Source organism: Methylobacterium fujisawaense, assembly GCF_014138435.1.
Taxonomy (GTDB): Bacteria; Pseudomonadota; Alphaproteobacteria; order Rhizobiales; family Beijerinckiaceae; genus Methylobacterium; species Methylobacterium fujisawaense.
Genome location: NZ_JACJIM010000004.1, coordinates 614,848 through 631,402, shown reverse-complemented (window position 1 = coordinate 631,402; position 16,555 = coordinate 614,848). Strand labels below are relative to the sequence as shown.

The following is a 16,555-nucleotide window of genomic DNA, read 5'->3' as shown; positions in this document are numbered from 1 at the left end:
CGACCGGCGACGACGCGGCTGCATTTGACCTTCCCGCCCGATCCTGATTGACCGGCCCGGCATGACCACGAGCCTCTCCGCCGACGGCGCTCCGCGCCTCGCCCCAGTCGACCGGATCGGCCGCGGACTCGACGCGCTGAGCCTCACCCATGGCCGGGCCGTCGCCGCCCTGCTGGCGCTGTGCCTGATCCTGTTCCTGCCGGGCCAGATCTCCCTGCAGCCGATGGATCGGGACGAGCCGCGCTTCGCCCAGGCCTCGAAGCAGATGCTGGAGAGCGGCGACCTCGTGGATATCCGCTTCCAGGGCGAAGCGCGGCACAAGAAGCCAGTGGGGATCTACTGGGCCCAGGCCGCCGCCGTGGCGGCCGGCGAGGCGCTGGGCGTGCCCGGGGCCCGCACCCAGATCGCCCTGTACCGCATCCCCTCGCTGATCGGCGCCATCGCCTCGGTGCTGCTCGCCTACTGGGCGGCGCTGGCCTTCCTGCCCCGCCGGCCCGCACTGCTGGCGGCCGCCCTCTACGGCGCCTGCCTGATGCTCTCGGCCGAGGCGCACCTCGCCAAGACCGACGCCCTGCTCGCCGCCTGCGCCACCGCGAGCCTTGCCGCGCTCGCCCGCGCGTGGCTGGCGCCGCGGGACGGCAGGCCGACCTCCGGACCAACCTTTGCGGCATTCTGGCTCGGGATGGCGGTCGGGATCCTGGTGAAGGGGCCGATGGTGCCGCTCTTCGTCGCGCTGCCGGCGCTCGGCCTGTCGCTTCGGGCGCGATCCGCCCGCTGGCTGCTGCCCCTCCGGCCCTGGCCGGGCCTCGCCCTCACGCTCCTGCTGGTGGCACCCTGGTTCGCGGCGATCACCTGGAAGAGCGGCGGCGCCTTCTACGCCGAGGCCGTCGGGCACGACATGCTCGGCAAGGTCGGCGGGGCGGCGGAGCGGCACTGGGGGCCACCCGGAGCCTACGCGCTCGTGTTCTTCGCCACCTTCTGGCCCGGGGCGGCCTTCGCGGCCATGAGCCTGCCCTTCGCGTGGCGGGCGCGGCGGGAGCCCGCCGTGGCCTTCCTCATCGCCGCGGTGCTGCCGGCATGGCTGATCTTCGAGGCGGTGCCCACCAAGCTGCCCCACTACGTGCTGCCGCTGATGCCCTGGCTCGCGATCCTCACCGTGCTGGCGTTGTCCCGCGGAGCGCTGGATCCGCGCCTGCGGGGCGCGCGCCTGACGGCCCTGCTGGTGCCGGCGATCCCGGTCGCGCTCAGCCTCGGCCTCTGCCTCGCGGGCTGGCGCCTCGACGCCCACACGATCCCGTGGCCGGCTCTGCCCCTGCTCGCCGCCGCCTGCGCGGTCGCGATCCTGGCCTGGCTCGCCTTCGCGCAGGGATCCGCCGAGCGCGCCCTCGCGCTCGGGGTCCTGGCCTCGGCCCTGCTCGGTCCGGCGGTGCTCGGCGTGGCGCAGCGTTCGCTGCCCGCTTTGAAGGTCTCGCCGCGGCTCGCGGCCCTGCGCGACCGGGTGCCTTGCCCGAACCCGCAGGTGGCGAGCCTGGGCTACCGCGAGCCGAGCCTCGTGTTCCTGATCGGCACCGGCCTCGCCCTGCCGCCCGACGGCGCCGCGGCGCGATCCTTCCTGGAAGGCGGCGGCTGCCGCCTGCTCTTCGTGGAATCCCGGGACCGCGACGACTTCAACGCGGCCTGGCCGGTGGGGCGCGGCGCACCCGCCCCCCTGGCGGAGGTCGAGGGTTTCAACCTCAATACCGGCCGCCGGGTCTTCGTGACGGCCTACGCGGTGGCCCCGTGAACGCGAATCCCCATCTCAGCGTCGTCGTGCCGGTCAAGAACGAGGCCGGCAACATCGCGCCCCTGGTGGCCGAGATCGAGGCCGCCTGCGCGGGGCTGGCCTTCGAGCTGATCTACGTGGATGACGGCTCCACCGACGGCACCCCGGCGGCCCTCGCGGCGGCCCGGGCCGGGCGCCCCTGGCTGCGGGCGCTGCGCCACGCCCGGAGCGGCGGCCAGTCGGCGGCGGTGCGCAGCGGCGTTCTCGCGGCCCGCGGCGCGATCGTCGCGACCCTCGATGGCGACGGCCAGAACGATCCGGCCTTCATCCCCGCCCTGCTGGAAGCCCTGGAGGCGGCGGGGCCCGACACCGGCCTCGCCCAGGGTCAGCGGCGCGGCCGCAAGGATGGCCCGTTCAAGATGCTCCAGTCCCGGATCGCCAACGGCGTCCGCGGGCGGATCCTCAACGACGCCACCCGCGATACCGGCTGCGGCCTGAAGGTGTTCCGGCGCGCCGTGTATCTCAGGCTGCCGTATTTCGACGCCCTCCACCGGTTCATGCCGGCCCTGGTGGCCCGGGAGGGCTTTTCGGTGGTCCACCGCGACGTGGTCGACCGGCCGCGGATGACGGGGGTGTCCAATTACGGCCTGTTCGACCGCCTCTGGGTCGGGCTCCTCGATCTCGCCGGGGTCTGGTGGCTGATCCGGCGCAAGCGCGCCGATCCGCGGCCCGAGGAGATCGTCGACCCGGCCGGCCAACCCGCAGACCAGGACGTCGGATGCTGATCCAGCTCGCCCACGATCTGCCGGCCTATTTCTACGACGTGTTCGTCACCCGGCTCGACTTCTGGCTGGTCTTCGGCATCGTCGCACAGGTGGTGTTCGGCTCGCGCTTCATCCTGCAATGGATCGCCAGCGAGCGGGCCGGGCGGAGCGTGATGCCGCTGTCGTTCTGGTTCCTGTCGATCCTCGGCGGGCTGATGACCCTGGTCTACGGGTTCGTGCGCCGCGAGCCGGTGATCATCATCGGCCAGGGGCTCTCCACCGGGATCTACCTGCGCAACCTCGCGCTGATCTTCCGCGAGCGGCGGCGGAGGCGCGGCAGCCCATGAGCCGCGCGCCGCTGCCCGCCTATTACGACGACCTGGACGCGACGTTCGCGGCGCTGTGGGGCCATCTGGCGGACGGCGCCGCGCACGGCCGCAGCGGGTTCCACCTGCCGGTGGTGGCGACGCTCGGCGCGGCGGGCGGCCCGCGGCTGCGCACGGTGGTGCTGCGCGCCGCCGACCGGGATGCCGGAACCCTCCGGTTCCACTGCGACCGCCGCTCCGACAAGGCCGCCGAGATCCTGGCGAACCCGGCCTGCGCGCTCACGGCCTACGACGAGGCGACGAAGATCCAGATCCGCATCGAGGGGCGCGCCGCGCTGCACGTCGACGACGCGGTGGCCGAGGCGGCCTGGGCCGGGTCCCGGGCGATGAGCCGGGTCTGTTACGGGAGCGAACCCGGCCCGGGCACGGCCCTGCCGGCGGGGGACGCCTACGCCCTGCCGGACGAGGCCGCGGCCGGGGCGCTGGGACGGCCGCATTTCGCCGCCGTGCTGGTCCGGGTGGAGCGCCTGGATTTCCTCTACCTCGACCGCCGCGGTCACCGGCGGGCCGCCTGGCACCGGTGCGGGTCGGCATGGCAGGGCGGCTGGCTGGCCCCCTGAAAGAGTGCCGCCGCGCGGGGAAGATGTCGCGCGCGCGACGGCCCGCCGGGGCGCACTCGTCCGAACACGCGGAACGTGCCGCGATTCGACGCGCCGACGGTTGAACGCGAAATCAATCCACACGTCCCGGATGAAAGATTGCGCGACAATCCCATTCGATGTCCGATCCGTCCCAAGCCCCGCGTTCGCAATCGACTTCGCCATCCGCTAACACATAAGCAGCGGCAGCGCGGAGTTTTTCCCAGTGCGTCGCCACTTCAAGTTCCCCATTGCCGTCAAGATCGCCTTCGCGTTCGCCTTCATCGCGGTGAATGCGGTCGGCTTTCTATGGTACATCTCCAAACGGATGACCGTGGCCGATGCGGCCTACAGCGCCTATCTCGGCAACGACGCCACGGCGGCCACGATGGCGGCACGCCTCGGACGCGTGGTCTATCAGATGAGCTACGTGGCCTTCCGCACCCTCGGCGAGGCCGATCCGGACGCGTCGGACCGCATCGGCGCCGCGTTCGAGCCCCTTCCGGCCGAAGCCGCACGCCTCCTCGACGGCGTGCGCCGGAACGCCCCGACATTTGACGCTCGGACCGACCGGATCGCGACGCTCCTGGGCACCTACATCGCACTCACCGGCGAGATGTGCGCCATGGCCAAGAAGGGCATGAGCGCCCAGGCCCTGACGCTGGCGCACACGCAGGTGGATCCGCTCCAGAAGACGCTGTTTGCCGCCCTCGACGCCTTCGTGGACGATCTGAGCACGTCGATCCGCACGGGTTCCGCGGCCCTCAGCGCGGACACCCGCACGACCTTGTCCTGGGCGATCAGCCTGTCGGCGGGCGGCATCGCCGCCAGCATCCTGATCGGTGTTCTGGTGGTGCATGTCGGCGTCGCCCGCCCCCTCGGCCGGTTGACGGCCGCTCTGAAAGCCATGTCGGCCGGGCGGCTCGACGCGGAGGTCCCGGAAGCGCGGCGCGGCGACGAGATCGGTGCCATCGGCAGCGCCGTCGCGGGCATCAAGGCCCTCGTCGCGCGGAAGGCCGTCGCGCAGGCAGAGACCGCGCGGCGGCAGGCCGAGGACGCCGCCGCCGACCGCAGCCGGACCCTCCTGCGGCTCGCCGAGGGCTTCGAGCTGACGGTGGGACGCATCATCGGCTTGGTGTCGGAGTCGATCGCCGCCCTCCAGACCACCGCCCGGACCATGACCGTCACGGCGACGCGGACCGTCGGCGAATCCACGGCGGTCGCGGGTGCCGCCGAGACGGCCGCGCGCGACGTCGGCACGGTGGCGGCCGCCGCCGAGGAACTCGAAACCACCGTGGCGGAGATCGGCCGGCAGATCGGCGGCTCGGCCATCCTCGCTCGGAGCGCCGTCGTCGAAGCGGATCGGACCGCGACCCTCGTGCAGGATCTCAGCGCCGCCGCCGCCAAGGTCGGCGCGGTGGTGGAGCTGATCGGGGCCATCGCGCGTCAGACCAACCTGCTGGCGCTCAACGCCACCATCGAGGCGGCCCGCGCCGGAGCGGCGGGGCGGGGCTTCGCGATCGTGGCGAGCGAGGTGAAGGACCTCGCCGCGCAGGCGGCCCAGGCGACGGGCGACGTCTCGGGACAGATCAGCCGCATCCAGGGCGTGACCGATCAGGCGGTCGCGGTGATCGCCGCGATCACCGCACGGATCCGCGAGATCGACGGGGTCGCCGCCAGCGTCGCGGCCTCGGTGGCGCAGCAGGAGACGGCCACCCGGGCGATCGCCCGCAACGTCGTGCAGGCCTCCACCGGGGCCCGCGCGGTGACCACCACCATGGCGGCCGTTGCCGCGGCTGCCGGAGAGACCGGGACGGCCGCCGATCGGGTGCAGGCCTGCGCCGCCGCGCTGGCCCGCCAATCCGAGGACCTCGGCGGTGAGGTTCGGCGCTTCCTCGCCACGATCCGCGCGGCGTGAAGCCCCGACCGCGACCTCCGGATGGCTGCCCTGCGCGGCACCCCCTGACAGGGACTGGCCCGGCACGCTAAAGCCCGCCGACCCGGCCGCCCATCCGGGTCGACCGGGAGGACGCCGTGGGCCTCGTCTACGCGCTCGCCGCCTATCTGAGCTGGGGCCTCCTGGTTCCGGTGCATTTCCGGATGCTCGGGGCCTACACCCCGTATCATATCCTGGCGGAGCGCATCGTCTGGTCGAGCCTGTTCGCCGGCGCGTTGGCGCTGGTCCTCGCGGCGCGCCACCGCCTGAACCTGCCGTTCCCGCTGCGCAAGCGGCACGCGCTCCTGCTGCTCTCGGCGGCCATGATCGGCGTGAACTGGCTGCTCTACCTCTACGCGGTCAGCAGCGGGCACCTGCTCGACGCGAGCCTCGGCTACTACATCAATCCCCTGGTCAGCGTGGCGTTCGGGCGGGTGGTGCTGGGCGAACGGCTGCGGCCGGCGCAGGCGCTGGCCATCGGCATCGCCGCGACGGGCGTCGCCGTCGCGGTGGTCTGGGCCGGGGAGCTGCCCCTCATGTCGCTGTCGCTGGCGGTGAGCTTCGCGCTCTACGGGCTCGCCCGGAAGATCGTCGCCGTCGACGCGCTGGTCGGATTCCTGGCCGAGACCCTCCTGCTCCTGCCGGCCGCCATCGTCTGGCTCGTCCTCTCGCCCGAGCCGTTCCTGCCGTCCGCGCCGGGCGACCGCGCGCTCCTGATGCTCACGGGCCTGACCACCGCGCTGCCGCTGATCTGGTTCGCCGCCGCGGCGGTGCGCCTGCGGCTCACCACCCTCGGCCTGCTGCAATACGTGGCGCCCACCTGCCTGCTTCTCCTCAGCGTCCTCGTCTACGGCGAGCACGTCGAGCCGCACCGGGCGCTCATGCTGGCGCTGATCTGGGTGGCGCTCGCGCTCTACACGGTGGACGCCCTGCGGTTTCGCCGCCTGCCGGCCGCGGCGTCGCCGCGGTCGGATCCGGACGCGATGCGTGTATAAGGAATACTGGTATAGGCCGCCGCTGGGGCGGATGACGGGACAGCGTCGGGTCGATGAGCGAGACTGAGAGCGGCCCAGGATCCGTCACGGATGCCGATTACCGCAACCTCGCCGAGACGCTGCCGCAGCTCGCCTGGATCGCCGAGGCTGACGGCACGATCATCTGGTACAACCAGCGCTGGTACGATTTCACCGGCACGTCCCTCGAGGACATGCGGGGATGGGGCTGGCGCACGGTCCATCACCCGGATCACGTCGAGGCGGTGACCGAGCGCTACCGGGCCGCGATCACCCTGGGCCGGTCCTGGGAGGACACGTTCCCCCTGCGCGGGCGGGACGGGACCTATCGCTGGTTCCTGTCGAAGGCGCTGCCGCACCGGGACGAATCCGGGCGGATCCTGCGCTGGTACGGGACCAACACCGACATCACCGGCCGCCGCGCCATCGAGGAGCGCCTGCGCCATTCCGAGCAGCGGTTCCGGGCGCTGGTCGACGCCTCGGCGGCGGTGATCTGGAACACCAACGCGGCGGGCGAGCTGATGCCGCCGCAGGTCCGCTGGAGCATCTATACCGGCCAGACCGAGGAGGCCTACCAGGGCTGGGGCTGGCTGGATGCCGTCCATCCCGAGGACCGGGGTCACGCGGCCGATGCCTGGGCCGCCTCCGTGGAGGCGCGGGCGCTCTACGAGGTCGAGTACCGGCTGCGCCGCCACGACGGGGCCTGGCGCACCATGGAGGTGCGCGGCGTGCCGGTCCTCGCCGAGGACGGTTCCCTCCGGGAATGGGTCGGCACCTGCGTCGACGTCACCGACCGGAAGGAGGCCGAGGAGGCGGTGGAGCGCGCCCGCCAGGCCGCCGAGGCGGCCAACCGGGCGAAAAGCCAGTTCATCGCCAACATGAGCCACGAGCTGCGCACGCCGCTCTCGGCGGTGATCGGCTATTCCGAGATGCTCGGCGAGGAGCTGGAGGATATCGGCCAGGCCGCCCTCCTGCCCGACCTGCGCAAGATCGAGGCGGCCGCGCGCCACCTGCTGTCGCTGATCAACGACGTCCTCGACATCTCGAAGATCGAGGCCGGCCGCATGACCGCCTCGGCCGAGACCTTCGCGGTGGCGGACCTGCTCCGCGATGTCGGCGATTCCACCGGTTCGCTGATGGAGAAGAAGGGCAACCGCTTCGTCCTCGATGCCGGCGAAGGGGCGGGCGCCGATCTCGGGTCCATGCACCAGGATCAGACCAAGATCCGCCAGTGCCTCGTGAACCTGCTCGGCAACGCCGCCAAGTTCACCGAGAAGGGGACGATCACCCTGACGGTGCGGCGGCACCGGGAAGAGGGGGCGGACTGGCTGTCCTTCGCGGTCGCCGATACCGGGATCGGCATGACCGAGACCCAGATCGGGCGGCTGTTCGAGCGCTTCGTCCAGGCCGACGACTCGACCACCCGCCAGTTCGGCGGCACGGGTCTCGGGCTCGCCATCACCCGCGCCTTCTGCGAGGCGATGGGCGGCGACATCGGCGTCACCAGCGTTCCGGGGGCGGGGGCGACCTTCACGGTCCGCCTGCCCGCGATCCTGAGCCCCGAAGATGCGCCGACGGCCGAGGCCGAGGCTCTCACGCCGGTGGAGCCGCACGAGGAGCACGAGACGGTGCTGCTGGTCGACGACGATCCGGCCGCCCGGGAGCTGCTCCAGCGCTTCCTGGAGCGCGAGGGCTTCCACGTCCGCAGCGCCAATGACGGCCGCGCCGGCCTGACGCTCGCCCGGGCGCTCCGGCCGCGGGCGATCCTGCTCGACGTCGAGATGCCCCGCATGGACGGCTGGGCGGTGCTTCACGCCGTGCGCAACGATCCCGAACTGGCCGGGACCCCGGTGATCATGACCTCGGTGGTGGCCGAGCAGGGGCTCGGCCAGGCGCTCGGCGCCACCGACTATTTCGTCAAGCCGATCGACTGGGACCGGCTCAAGGGCCTGATGGAGCGCTACCGGCCCGAGGCGCCGAACGAGGCACGGGTCCTCGTGGTGGATGACGATGCGGATGCCCGGGAGCGCCTGCGCCGCTCCCTCGGCCGGGAGGGCTGGACCGTCGACGAGGCGGAGAACGGCCGGATCGCCCTGGAACGCTTCAGCCAGGCCCGGCCGAGCCTGATCCTGCTCGACCTGATGATGCCCGAGATGGACGGGTTCGGCTTCCTGCGGGCGCTCCGCTCGCGGCCCGATGGCGACGTGCCCGTGGTGGTGCTGACCGCCAAGGAGATCACCACCGCCGAGAAGGAGAGCCTGAACCGGCAGGCCGACCGGGTGATCGCCAAGGGCTCCATGAGCCTCGCGGAGATCGGCCGGCAACTGCGCGTCCTCTACGCGCGTTCGGCGAACGAGCCGGTTCCGGGACAGCTTCAGGGCCTGCTCGCGCAGCTCGCGGAGCAGGAGGGCGGAGAGAGACCATGAGCGATTCCGGGATCGATGCGGACAAGGCGGTGGCCATCCGCCTGCGGGCACGGCTGGCGGTGGTGGAGCGGGCGGCGTGGTTCGGCCTCGTCCACGCCATGAAGACGCGGCCGGCCGAGACCGAAGCCTATTTCGCCTCCGAGCGGGCGCGCTGCACGGAGGGGTTCGGCAGCGGGGCCTGGGCCAAGGATCTCACCGACGCCGAGCGCCGGATGCTGGCCGCGGAGGTGGATGCCGGGCTGGCGCAGTTGCTGGAGGAGGCCCGCGCCGAGGTGTGAGACGCCGCCGCCCCCTCGCGGGCGCGGCGAAGTCCTCCGGTTGCGCGACACCGGGAGGCCGCATTCGGTCGTGGTTCGCTTGGCCGCGCGCGAGGACGGCGCGGGCAGCATCGACCGGGATGCCGCGACACTGCCCGTGCGGGACGACCCGCAGGCGGAAGCAGGATCACGCCTGCGCCGGTCAGGCCCTGAGCACGGTGGGGACGGCGAAGATCTTTTGTAGATCCGGGCCAATCACACGCCATCGCGCAACGGCGCGATTGGCGTCCCGGCAAGGATCCGGCCCGCGCATCAACGTCGCCGTTCCAGCCGCATGCGCGGCGATCACATCCATCCGACGAATGCCCGCCATTCAATACAATAAATAGGCATAAATACTATAATTTCGGCCAACAAATGCCTTATAGCGACAGGCAGAAGAGCCGGGCCGTCGCGACACTCCGTGGTCCGGCAAAACCTGCCGGATCCGGCGCGGCATTCGCTATGTCACAGGCTGCGCGATTGGCCTTCTCACGAAAATTGAGACCGATCATTTCTTCGAGAACAAGTCGAGACCTCGCGAAGCGCGAAAACAATCTTCCAGCCTAATACCGACGGCATGGGCGGCTGGCTGTAGTCCTCAGTATTCCGGAACAACGAATCGTCCGCGTTCACGCCCGGAGCTTCGACGTCGTGGAGGCTCGGAGCTCCGGCGGTCGAAACCGGCAGATTTTGACGCCGTTCGGCAGGACATCCGAGCTTGCCCGACACCTTCAATTTTTGGTTGTTACACCCGGCCGTCTATGGGGGCACGCCCAGAGAATTCTTCACGATGATGATTTAGTTTGCGCACATCTTTGTGGTGCATGATGATCCTATGGATCTCTTCGTCGCAGCCCTTCTGGACAGTCAGGCGGCCGGTTTCGCCCTGGCCGCGATGGTCATCTGCTTTTTCAGTGCGTGGCTGCTCGTCCACTTCATCCGGCAAGCGGAGAGCGCTTCGGCGCGCGTCAGGAGGCGCTGGCAACTCGGAACGGCCGTGGTTGCCGGGACCGGCGTTTGGACCACCCACTTCGTCGCGATGCTCGGGTACCGGACCGACCTCCTTCTGAATTACGAGGCGGCGACGACCCTGGGCTCAGCGGCCGTGGCCATTGTCGCGGTCGGCGGGCCGCTGGCCCTGTCGACGCAATGCGCGCGGACATGGACGCGCGCGGCAGCCGGCGCGGCGGCGGGCTTGGGGATCGGCGGCATGCACCTCATCGGCATGGCCGCGTTGAAGGGCTGCAGCCAAACGCAATCGCCCGACCTCGACATCCTGGCCAGCCTCATCGGCGGCATCTGTATGGCGTTGGCTCGGACCGTGGCGCGACATGCCCGTCCACCGCTCGTCACCCTGTTTCTCATCGTGTCCGCGGTCTGCGGCACGCACTTCATCTCCATCGCCGGCACCACCCTGGTCGGAGCGCGGTCCGATCAGCTCCTGCCGATCATGCAGGTCCAACTCGCTGCCCTCGCCGCGACGGGCGCCGCCATCCTCCTGCTCGGCACATTGCTCGCCCTGCTGGTTGCCAAGCGCTTCGAGGGGCAGGAGGCCACGCACGCGCGAATCCTGGCGACGACATTGCAGAACATGTCGAACGGGATCCTGAAGGTTTCCGGCGCCGAAGTCGTCGAGTTGTACAACGAGAAACTGTGCACGATGCTCAACCTGCCGCCGGGAAGCATGGCCCGAGGCATGAGCTTATCGACGTTTCTGGATGTGACCGGCCGCGCCAATGCCTGGGACGAAACCCGCATCGCGCGGGTGCTGGCGAATCATCGGACCTGGATGGCCCGGAGCGAGGAGACGCTCGTCGAGCATACCTTCGACGACGGCCGGATCCTGTCCATCGCCTGTCAGCCCATCGACGATGGCGCGGTGCTGACCTTCGACGATGTTTCGCGGGAGAAGCAGGCGCAGCGAGAGATCCTGCACCTCGCCTACCGTGATCCCCTCACGGGTCTGGCAAATCGCCGCTCGCTCATCGAACACATGGCGCTCGTCCATGAGACCGGACAGGCCTTCACGCTCCTGCTGATCGATCTCGATCGGTTCAAGGCGGTCAACGACACGTTCGGTCACGGCGTCGGCGATCGCCTGCTCGTCACCGTTGCCGCGCGCCTTCGCGCCCTAGCGGGCGCGTCAGGGTTCGTGGCGCGCCTGGGCGGCGACGAGATGGCCGTGGTCACACAGGCGGATGCCGATGCAGCGAGCCGCCTGGCCGAAGACATCATCGTGGACGTCGAGAAGCCGTACGCCTTCAACGACCTCACGGTCATGGTCGGTTGCAGCATCGGCTTGAGCGACAACGCGGATCGGTCGAGTCCGGAAGAGCTGCTGCAGCGCGCCGACATCGCTCTGTACGAGGCGAAGCGTCACGGACGAGGACGCGCAGCGCATTACGCGTCGGGCATGATGGAGGCCGTCGCCGAGCGCCACACCCTGGAGAACGACATCCGGATCGCCTTGACGGAGGGGCAGTTTCATCTCGCCTACCAGCCCATCATGGCGCTCGCCGATGACGCTGTCGTCGGCTTCGAGGCGCTGATCCGGTGGCAGCATCCGACGCGGGGTCTCGTCGCGCCGGCAAGCTTCATCCCGGTGGCGGAGGAGACGGGGCTGATTGTGCCGATCGGGACCTGGGTGCTGGGCGAGGCGTGCCGCCAAGCCACCCGCTGGCAGCCGCATCAGCATGTCGCCGTGAACGTGTCGGCCGTCCAGTTCCGCTCGCCGATGCTTCTCGCCCACATCACCGCAGCTCTGGCCGAGAGCGGGTTGCCGCCGCACCGGTTGGAGATCGAGTTGACGGAGACGGCGCTGGTCGAGGACGGGCGTCAGATCGCCCACACCCTCTCCGCCCTGCGCCAGCTCGGTCTGAAGATCGCGATGGATGATTTCGGGACCGGCTACTCGTCCCTCGCACACCTGCGCGATCTGCCTCTGGACCGGATCAAGATCGATCGCAGCTTCGTAGCGGCCGCGCTGACGGACAACCACTCGATGGCGGTGATCAAGGCGATCACCCAGATGGGCCGCGACATGAACATCCTCACCCTTGCCGAAGGGGTCGAGGATGCGGATCAGCTGGCGCTTCTCAGACGACTGGGCTGCGATGCCGTCCAGGGCTACCTGATCGGGCGCCCGGAACGACCAGCGTCATCGCCGCCGCCCGCAAGGGCGAGCGGCGCTCTCTAAAGTCGGTCGGACCGTCGGTCCCGCTCGGCTCCTCCGAAGGCGGGCCACCGATCCGCAGAAGATGCCCGAGCCGGCCTCCACGCAGACGCGCCGCCTCGAGACCGAAACGACCGGCCTGAGCGCGGGGACCGGCACCGCCGCCGACATGGCACGCGGGGCGCAAGACACCGGTCCCGCAGTAAGCCCGGGGCTCGGGACCGCGTCCGAGCCGCCACGCGGGTCCGAGCCTCCCGGCGTCTCGCAGCGTGCGGTTCCGTTCAGCTCGCCCCGGGGGCACTCCAGTCGGACCCGACGCTGTCGTGCGTCGGCGCCGCCCCGGCGGGCGGCACCGACGCCATCGCTCAGCGGTGGCAGAAGCCCCGCGGGCCGCGGTAGAGGCCGGGCGGGCAGCCGCGGGGCGCGCCGGTCATGGCGCGGCGCATCGCACCACGCGGACCGCGGTTCAGGCGGCAGCCGCCATACGGCCCGCGATGCGCGCCGAACCCGCACCCGCCGCGCACGAGGGTGACCGAGGCGTCGCCGCCGGACAGCGGCGCCACGGGCATCGCCTGGGCGCCGCCGGCGAACAGTGCGACGGACGCGGCGATGATCAGGCCGGTCATTTTCATGAGGAATCCTCCCGTTTGGCACAGGTCGCGGCCCGGCGCGATCCGAGCCACGACACGGCCTTCGGCCGCGCCCTGTAACCCCGGTCCTGCCGCTTCGTTCCGGAGCGGGCGTGGCGGATCAGGCGCCGTAGAGGTCGCGCCAGGCCGGCGGAAGCCCCGCACCCGCCAGGGGCGGCGACGGCGCGAGCCCCGGCAGGCTCGTCGCGGCGAACACCCCGCGCGCCACGGTCCGGGCCAGGACCCGCGCGGCGACATCTCCGAGGCGAGCGAGGTCCACCACCGGGTCGGCGAGGGGCACGGCGCCGGTCGCCACGGCGAAGACCAGATCGCCGTCGAGCGGCGTATGGGCCGGCACGAGGGCGCGGGCGAGGCCGTCCTGCGCCGCCACCGCGAGGCGCCGGCACTGCGCCTTGGTCAGCGCCGCGTCGGTCGCCACCACGGCGAGCGTCGTGGCGGCGCCGGGCAGCGCGCGCATCGGGAAGGCGTGGGCTTCGGCGGGAACGTGGGCCGGCGCGCCCAGGCCGCCGAACTCGTCACCCTCCTCGAAGGGCGCGGCCCAGAAATGCGGGCCGTCGCCGACGGTCGCGTTGCCGAAGGCGTTCACGGCGGCGAGGGCGCCGACCCGGAAGTCCGTGCCCGGTACCCGCGCCGAGGCGGATCCGATCCCGCCCTTGAGCCGACCCGTGCGCGCGCCGGTCCCGGCCCCGACGGAGCCCAGGGCGAAGTCCGCGGCCGCAGCCGCGGCGGCCGCGAAGCCCAGCTCGCGGTAGGGCGGGTAGCGCCCCCAGGCCTTGTCGCCGCCGTTTGGGAGATCGAACAGGATCGCGCCGGGAACGATCGGCACCCGCATGCCGCCGACCGGGAAGCCGCGCCCGGCCTCGGCGAGCCACGCCGTCACCCCGGCCGCCGCGTCGAGACCGAAGGCCGAGCCCCCGGACAGGACGAGGGCGTCGATCCGTTCCACGGTGCGTTCGGGATCGAGCAGGTCGGTCTCGCGGGTGCCAGGCCCGCCGCCGCGCACGTCGACGGAGGCGACCACCGGATCGTCGAACAGGATCGCCGTGACGCCGCTCGCAAGCCGCAGATCGGTGGCGTGACCGACCCGCAGGCCGGGGATGTCGGTGATGCGATTCTGCAGCATGGGTCGAGCTTGCCACGGCCGGCGATCGGCGCAAATCCGGCCGGGCGCCGTTGACCGCCGCGCGGGGTTACCCAGGTTGGCAGGCGGCAGAGCGCGTCGAGGAGCACGGCATGGACGTTGGATTCATCGGACTGGGGCGGATGGGTCGCGCCATGGCCGCCAACCTCGCGCGGGCGGGTCACACGGTCCGCGCCTGGAACCGCTCGCCCGAGGCCGCGCGCGGCATCGACGGCGTCACCCCGGTGGCGAGCGCCGCCGAGGCCTTCGCCGGCGACGCGGTCATCACCATGCTGGCCGACGACGCGGCACTCGAAGCCGTGATCGTGGCCGGCGGCCTGCTCGACCGGCCGGAGCGCCCGGGCCTGCACATCGGCATGAGCACGATCTCGGTGGCGCTCGCCCGGCAGCTCGCTGCCGTGCACGAGCGGGCGGGCGTCTCCTACATCGCGGCGCCGGTCTTCGGGCGGCCGGACGTGGCGGAGGCCGGCAAGCTCAACATGGTGACGGCGGGGGCGGCGGCCCTGATCGACCGCGCGGGCCCGCTCCTCGACGCCATGGGTGCCAGGACCTGGCGTTTCGGCGACGACCCGGCGCGGGCGAACGCCGTCAAGCTCGCCGGCAACTTCATGCTGATCTCGGCGATCGAGGCCATGGCGGAGGCCTGTGCCCTCACGGAGGGCCACGGCGTCCCGGGCGCCGACTTCCTCGACCTGATGACCAACACGCTGTTCGCCGCGCCGGTCTACAAGGGCTACGGCGCCTCGATCGCGCAGAACCGCTACGAGCCGCCGGGCTTCCTCCTCAAGCTCGGGGCAAAGGACATGCGGCTCGCCCTCCAGGCAGCCGAGGGCGCGGGGGTGCCGATGCCCTTCGCGAGCGTGCTGCGCGACGGCCTCATCGAGGCGATCAGCCACGGCGACGGCGAGAAGGATCTCGCGGCGCTCGCCCGCGTCTCCGCACGGCGTGCCGGGCGGTAGCGGATCTCCGAAGGGCACCGAAGCGCGAAGCCCTCCGGCCCCGTCTCAGAGCCCGTAGCGGGCGAAGGCTGCGCGCTCCGCGACGGCGGCCATCGCCCCCTCGGCGAGTTCGATCCCGCCCGGCGCGCCGCCCCGGCGCAGCAGGCGGGAGACGAGGCCGCCCCGGGCCTCGGCCACGAGGCGCAGGTCGACCGTCTCGCCGAAGCGGGCGCGCATCGCGGTGCGCAGGTCGCCGAGCGCATCGACGAGACCGAGGGGCAGCGCCTGCCGCCCGGTCCAGACCGCGCCGGTGAACAGGTTCTCGGTGCGGGCCAGGGTCGGGCGCCGGGCGGTGACGAGGCCGGTGAACAGGTCCTGCACGTCGGCCTGGATGCGCTTCAGGCGCTCCACGTCGGCGGGATCCTCCGGGCGGAACGGGTCGAGCATCGACTTCGCCTCGCCCTGCGTATGAACGCGACGCTCGACGCCGAGCTTCTCCAGCAGGCCATGGAAGCCGAACCCTGACGAGACGACGCCGATGGAGCCGACGATCGAGGTCGGATCGGCGACGATCTCGTCGGCCGCGCAGGCGATCATGTAGCCGCCGGAGGCCGCGACATCCTCCACGAAGGCGATGACCGGCAGACGCTTCTCCTCGGAGAGGGCCCGGATGCGGCGGTGGATCAGGTGCGACTGCGCCGGTGAACCGCCCGGCGAGTTGATCAGCAGCGCCACCGCCTTGACCCCCGGCATCCCGAAGGCCCGCTCGAGGCTGCCCGCCACGCCGCCGATCGAGAGGCCCGGACGGATCGGAGACACCGCCCCGATGGTGCCGGAGAGCCGGACCACGGCGACCCGCGGACGGCGATCCCTGAAGCGGCGCGGCAGGAGGGCGCGGACGGAGTCGGGGAACGCGAACGCCATGGGAGTCTTACGCGGCTCGTCGAAGGACCGGGCGGGGGACGGCCCGGATGCGCCTGTCCGGAAACTGGGCGCTTTGCCGCCGCACGCAAGGGCGGCGCATCTGCGCAGTCAGAACGGATCGAACCGTTTGCCGACCTTGGCCGTTTCCGGCGACGGCGCGAGCCTCGTGCCGGCCCGGATCCGCTGGACTCGGACGGGTGCTCACACGGGAGAGAAACGATGCGACCCTGGCCAATCCTGGTCCTCCTCGCCGCCCTGCTCGGCGGGCTGGCGAGTGCGCCTGCGCGCGCGGCGCCCCTGCCGGTCCCGGCGAGCGCCGAGGCCGCAGCGCCCGCCCCCGCCGTGCAGCAGGCCCGCTGGCACTACCGGCGCCACTGGCACCGGCACCATCATTGGCGCCGCCACTGGCATCATCGCCGCCACCATTGGCACCGCCGTCACCATTGGCACCGGCACCACCATTTCCGCCGTCACTGGCACCGCCACCACGTCTGGCACGGCCGCCGTTTCGGTCCCCGGCACGTGACGTTCTACTGAGCGAAGCCCCCCGCGTCCCGGCCCGATCC

The 16,555-nt window shown here is 71.6% G+C and carries 14 protein-coding genes; 11 read left to right on the top strand and 3 right to left on the bottom strand.

Going from position 1 to position 16,555, the window contains the following annotated elements; genetic code table 11:
* The first annotated feature begins 61 nt into the window (after positions 1–61).
* From GGQ91_RS15515 to GGQ91_RS15475, 9 genes are all read left to right on the top strand, one after another.
* On the top strand, positions 62–1,783 hold the full coding sequence (locus GGQ91_RS15515) for an ArnT family glycosyltransferase (protein WP_182592323.1): 1,722 nt from the start codon (positions 62–64) through the stop codon (positions 1,781–1,783).
* Complete coding sequence (locus GGQ91_RS15510) at positions 1,780–2,547, top strand: glycosyltransferase (RefSeq protein WP_043349373.1); 768 nt, start codon at positions 1,780–1,782, stop codon at positions 2,545–2,547. The genes GGQ91_RS15515 and GGQ91_RS15510 overlap by 4 nt, the downstream gene beginning before the upstream one ends.
* Positions 2,541–2,873 carry a lipid-A-disaccharide synthase N-terminal domain-containing protein gene (locus GGQ91_RS15505; protein ID WP_043349371.1) on the top strand — a complete coding sequence of 111 codons (333 nt, stop codon included), beginning with the start codon at positions 2,541–2,543 and terminating at the stop codon, positions 2,871–2,873. Before GGQ91_RS15510 ends, GGQ91_RS15505 begins: the two co-directional genes overlap by 7 nt.
* Positions 2,870–3,472, top strand: coding sequence for a pyridoxamine 5'-phosphate oxidase family protein (locus tag GGQ91_RS15500; protein ID WP_043349369.1), 603 nt, complete (start codon positions 2,870–2,872; stop codon positions 3,470–3,472). The genes GGQ91_RS15505 and GGQ91_RS15500 overlap by 4 nt, the downstream gene beginning before the upstream one ends.
* A 244-nt stretch (positions 3,473–3,716) precedes the next feature.
* Positions 3,717–5,408, top strand: a complete 1,692-nt coding sequence (locus GGQ91_RS15495) for a methyl-accepting chemotaxis protein (protein WP_343066799.1) — start codon at positions 3,717–3,719, stop codon at positions 5,406–5,408.
* A gap of 116 nt (positions 5,409–5,524) precedes the next feature.
* Positions 5,525–6,421, top strand: a complete 897-nt coding sequence (gene rarD / locus GGQ91_RS15490; RefSeq protein ID WP_043352599.1) for an EamA family transporter RarD — start codon at positions 5,525–5,527, stop codon at positions 6,419–6,421.
* Between the two features lie 53 nt (positions 6,422–6,474).
* Positions 6,475–8,865: a PAS domain-containing hybrid sensor histidine kinase/response regulator gene (locus GGQ91_RS15485; protein WP_043757393.1), complete on the top strand. Its 2,391-nt coding sequence runs from the start codon at positions 6,475–6,477 to the stop codon at positions 8,863–8,865.
* A complete protein-coding gene (locus GGQ91_RS15480; RefSeq protein ID WP_043384418.1) occupies positions 8,862–9,143 on the top strand; it encodes a hypothetical protein in 282 nt (93 codons plus the stop codon). Before GGQ91_RS15485 ends, GGQ91_RS15480 begins: the two co-directional genes overlap by 4 nt.
* Positions 9,144–9,999: 856 nt before the next feature.
* Positions 10,000–12,360, top strand: coding sequence for a bifunctional diguanylate cyclase/phosphodiesterase (locus GGQ91_RS15475; RefSeq protein ID WP_182592322.1), 2,361 nt, complete (start codon positions 10,000–10,002; stop codon positions 12,358–12,360).
* A gap of 341 nt (positions 12,361–12,701) precedes the next feature.
* On the opposite strand, the gene GGQ91_RS15470 is transcribed toward GGQ91_RS15475, so the two are convergent.
* Both GGQ91_RS15470 and GGQ91_RS15465 read right to left on the bottom strand, forming a co-directional pair.
* A complete protein-coding gene (locus GGQ91_RS15470; RefSeq protein ID WP_051044832.1) occupies positions 12,702–12,968 on the bottom strand; it encodes a GCG_CRPN prefix-to-repeats domain-containing protein in 267 nt (88 codons plus the stop codon).
* 118 nt (positions 12,969–13,086) lie between these two features.
* Positions 13,087–14,109, bottom strand: a complete 1,023-nt coding sequence (locus GGQ91_RS15465; protein ID WP_043352274.1) for a P1 family peptidase — start codon at positions 14,107–14,109, stop codon at positions 13,087–13,089.
* Between the two features lie 50 nt (positions 14,110–14,159).
* Between GGQ91_RS15465 and GGQ91_RS15460 the strand changes: the two genes are divergently transcribed.
* A complete protein-coding gene (locus GGQ91_RS15460) occupies positions 14,160–15,086 on the top strand; it encodes an NAD(P)-dependent oxidoreductase (RefSeq protein WP_343066798.1) in 927 nt (308 codons plus the stop codon).
* A gap of 45 nt (positions 15,087–15,131) precedes the next feature.
* Here the strand turns inward: GGQ91_RS15460 and GGQ91_RS15455 are convergent, their stop codons facing one another.
* On the bottom strand, positions 15,132–15,989 hold the full coding sequence (locus GGQ91_RS15455) for a S49 family peptidase (RefSeq protein WP_182592320.1): 858 nt from the start codon (positions 15,987–15,989) through the stop codon (positions 15,132–15,134).
* A 219-nt stretch (positions 15,990–16,208) separates the two neighbouring features.
* Between GGQ91_RS15455 and GGQ91_RS15450 the strand changes: the two genes are divergently transcribed.
* The gene (locus GGQ91_RS15450) at positions 16,209–16,526 is read left to right on the top strand and encodes a hypothetical protein (RefSeq protein ID WP_078947154.1); all 318 of its coding nucleotides are present in this window, start codon (positions 16,209–16,211) and stop codon (positions 16,524–16,526) included.
* Positions 16,527–16,555 lie beyond the last annotated feature (29 nt).

Bases quoted from the DNA above. Each gene is read 5' to 3' on its own strand.
- GGQ91_RS15480 (WP_043384418.1), top strand. From the start codon at position 8,862: ATGAGCGATTCCGGGATCGATGCGGACAAGGCGGTGGCCATCCGCCTG.
- GGQ91_RS15450 (WP_078947154.1), top strand. From the start codon at position 16,209: ATGCGACCCTGGCCAATCCTGGTCCTCCTCGCCGCCCTGCTCGGCGGG.
- GGQ91_RS15455 (WP_182592320.1), bottom strand. From the start codon at position 15,989: ATGGCGTTCGCGTTCCCCGACTCCGTCCGCGCCCTCCTGCCGCGCCGC.
- GGQ91_RS15505 (WP_043349371.1), top strand. From the start codon at position 2,541: ATGCTGATCCAGCTCGCCCACGATCTGCCGGCCTATTTCTACGACGTG.
- GGQ91_RS15470 (WP_051044832.1), bottom strand. From the start codon at position 12,968: ATGAAAATGACCGGCCTGATCATCGCCGCGTCCGTCGCACTGTTCGCC.
- GGQ91_RS15500 (WP_043349369.1), top strand. From the start codon at position 2,870: ATGAGCCGCGCGCCGCTGCCCGCCTATTACGACGACCTGGACGCGACG.
- GGQ91_RS15475 (WP_182592322.1), top strand. From the start codon at position 10,000: ATGGATCTCTTCGTCGCAGCCCTTCTGGACAGTCAGGCGGCCGGTTTC.
- GGQ91_RS15485 (WP_043757393.1), top strand. From the start codon at position 6,475: ATGAGCGAGACTGAGAGCGGCCCAGGATCCGTCACGGATGCCGATTAC.
- GGQ91_RS15465 (WP_043352274.1), bottom strand. From the start codon at position 14,109: ATGCTGCAGAATCGCATCACCGACATCCCCGGCCTGCGGGTCGGTCAC.
- GGQ91_RS15515 (WP_182592323.1), top strand. From the start codon at position 62: ATGACCACGAGCCTCTCCGCCGACGGCGCTCCGCGCCTCGCCCCAGTC.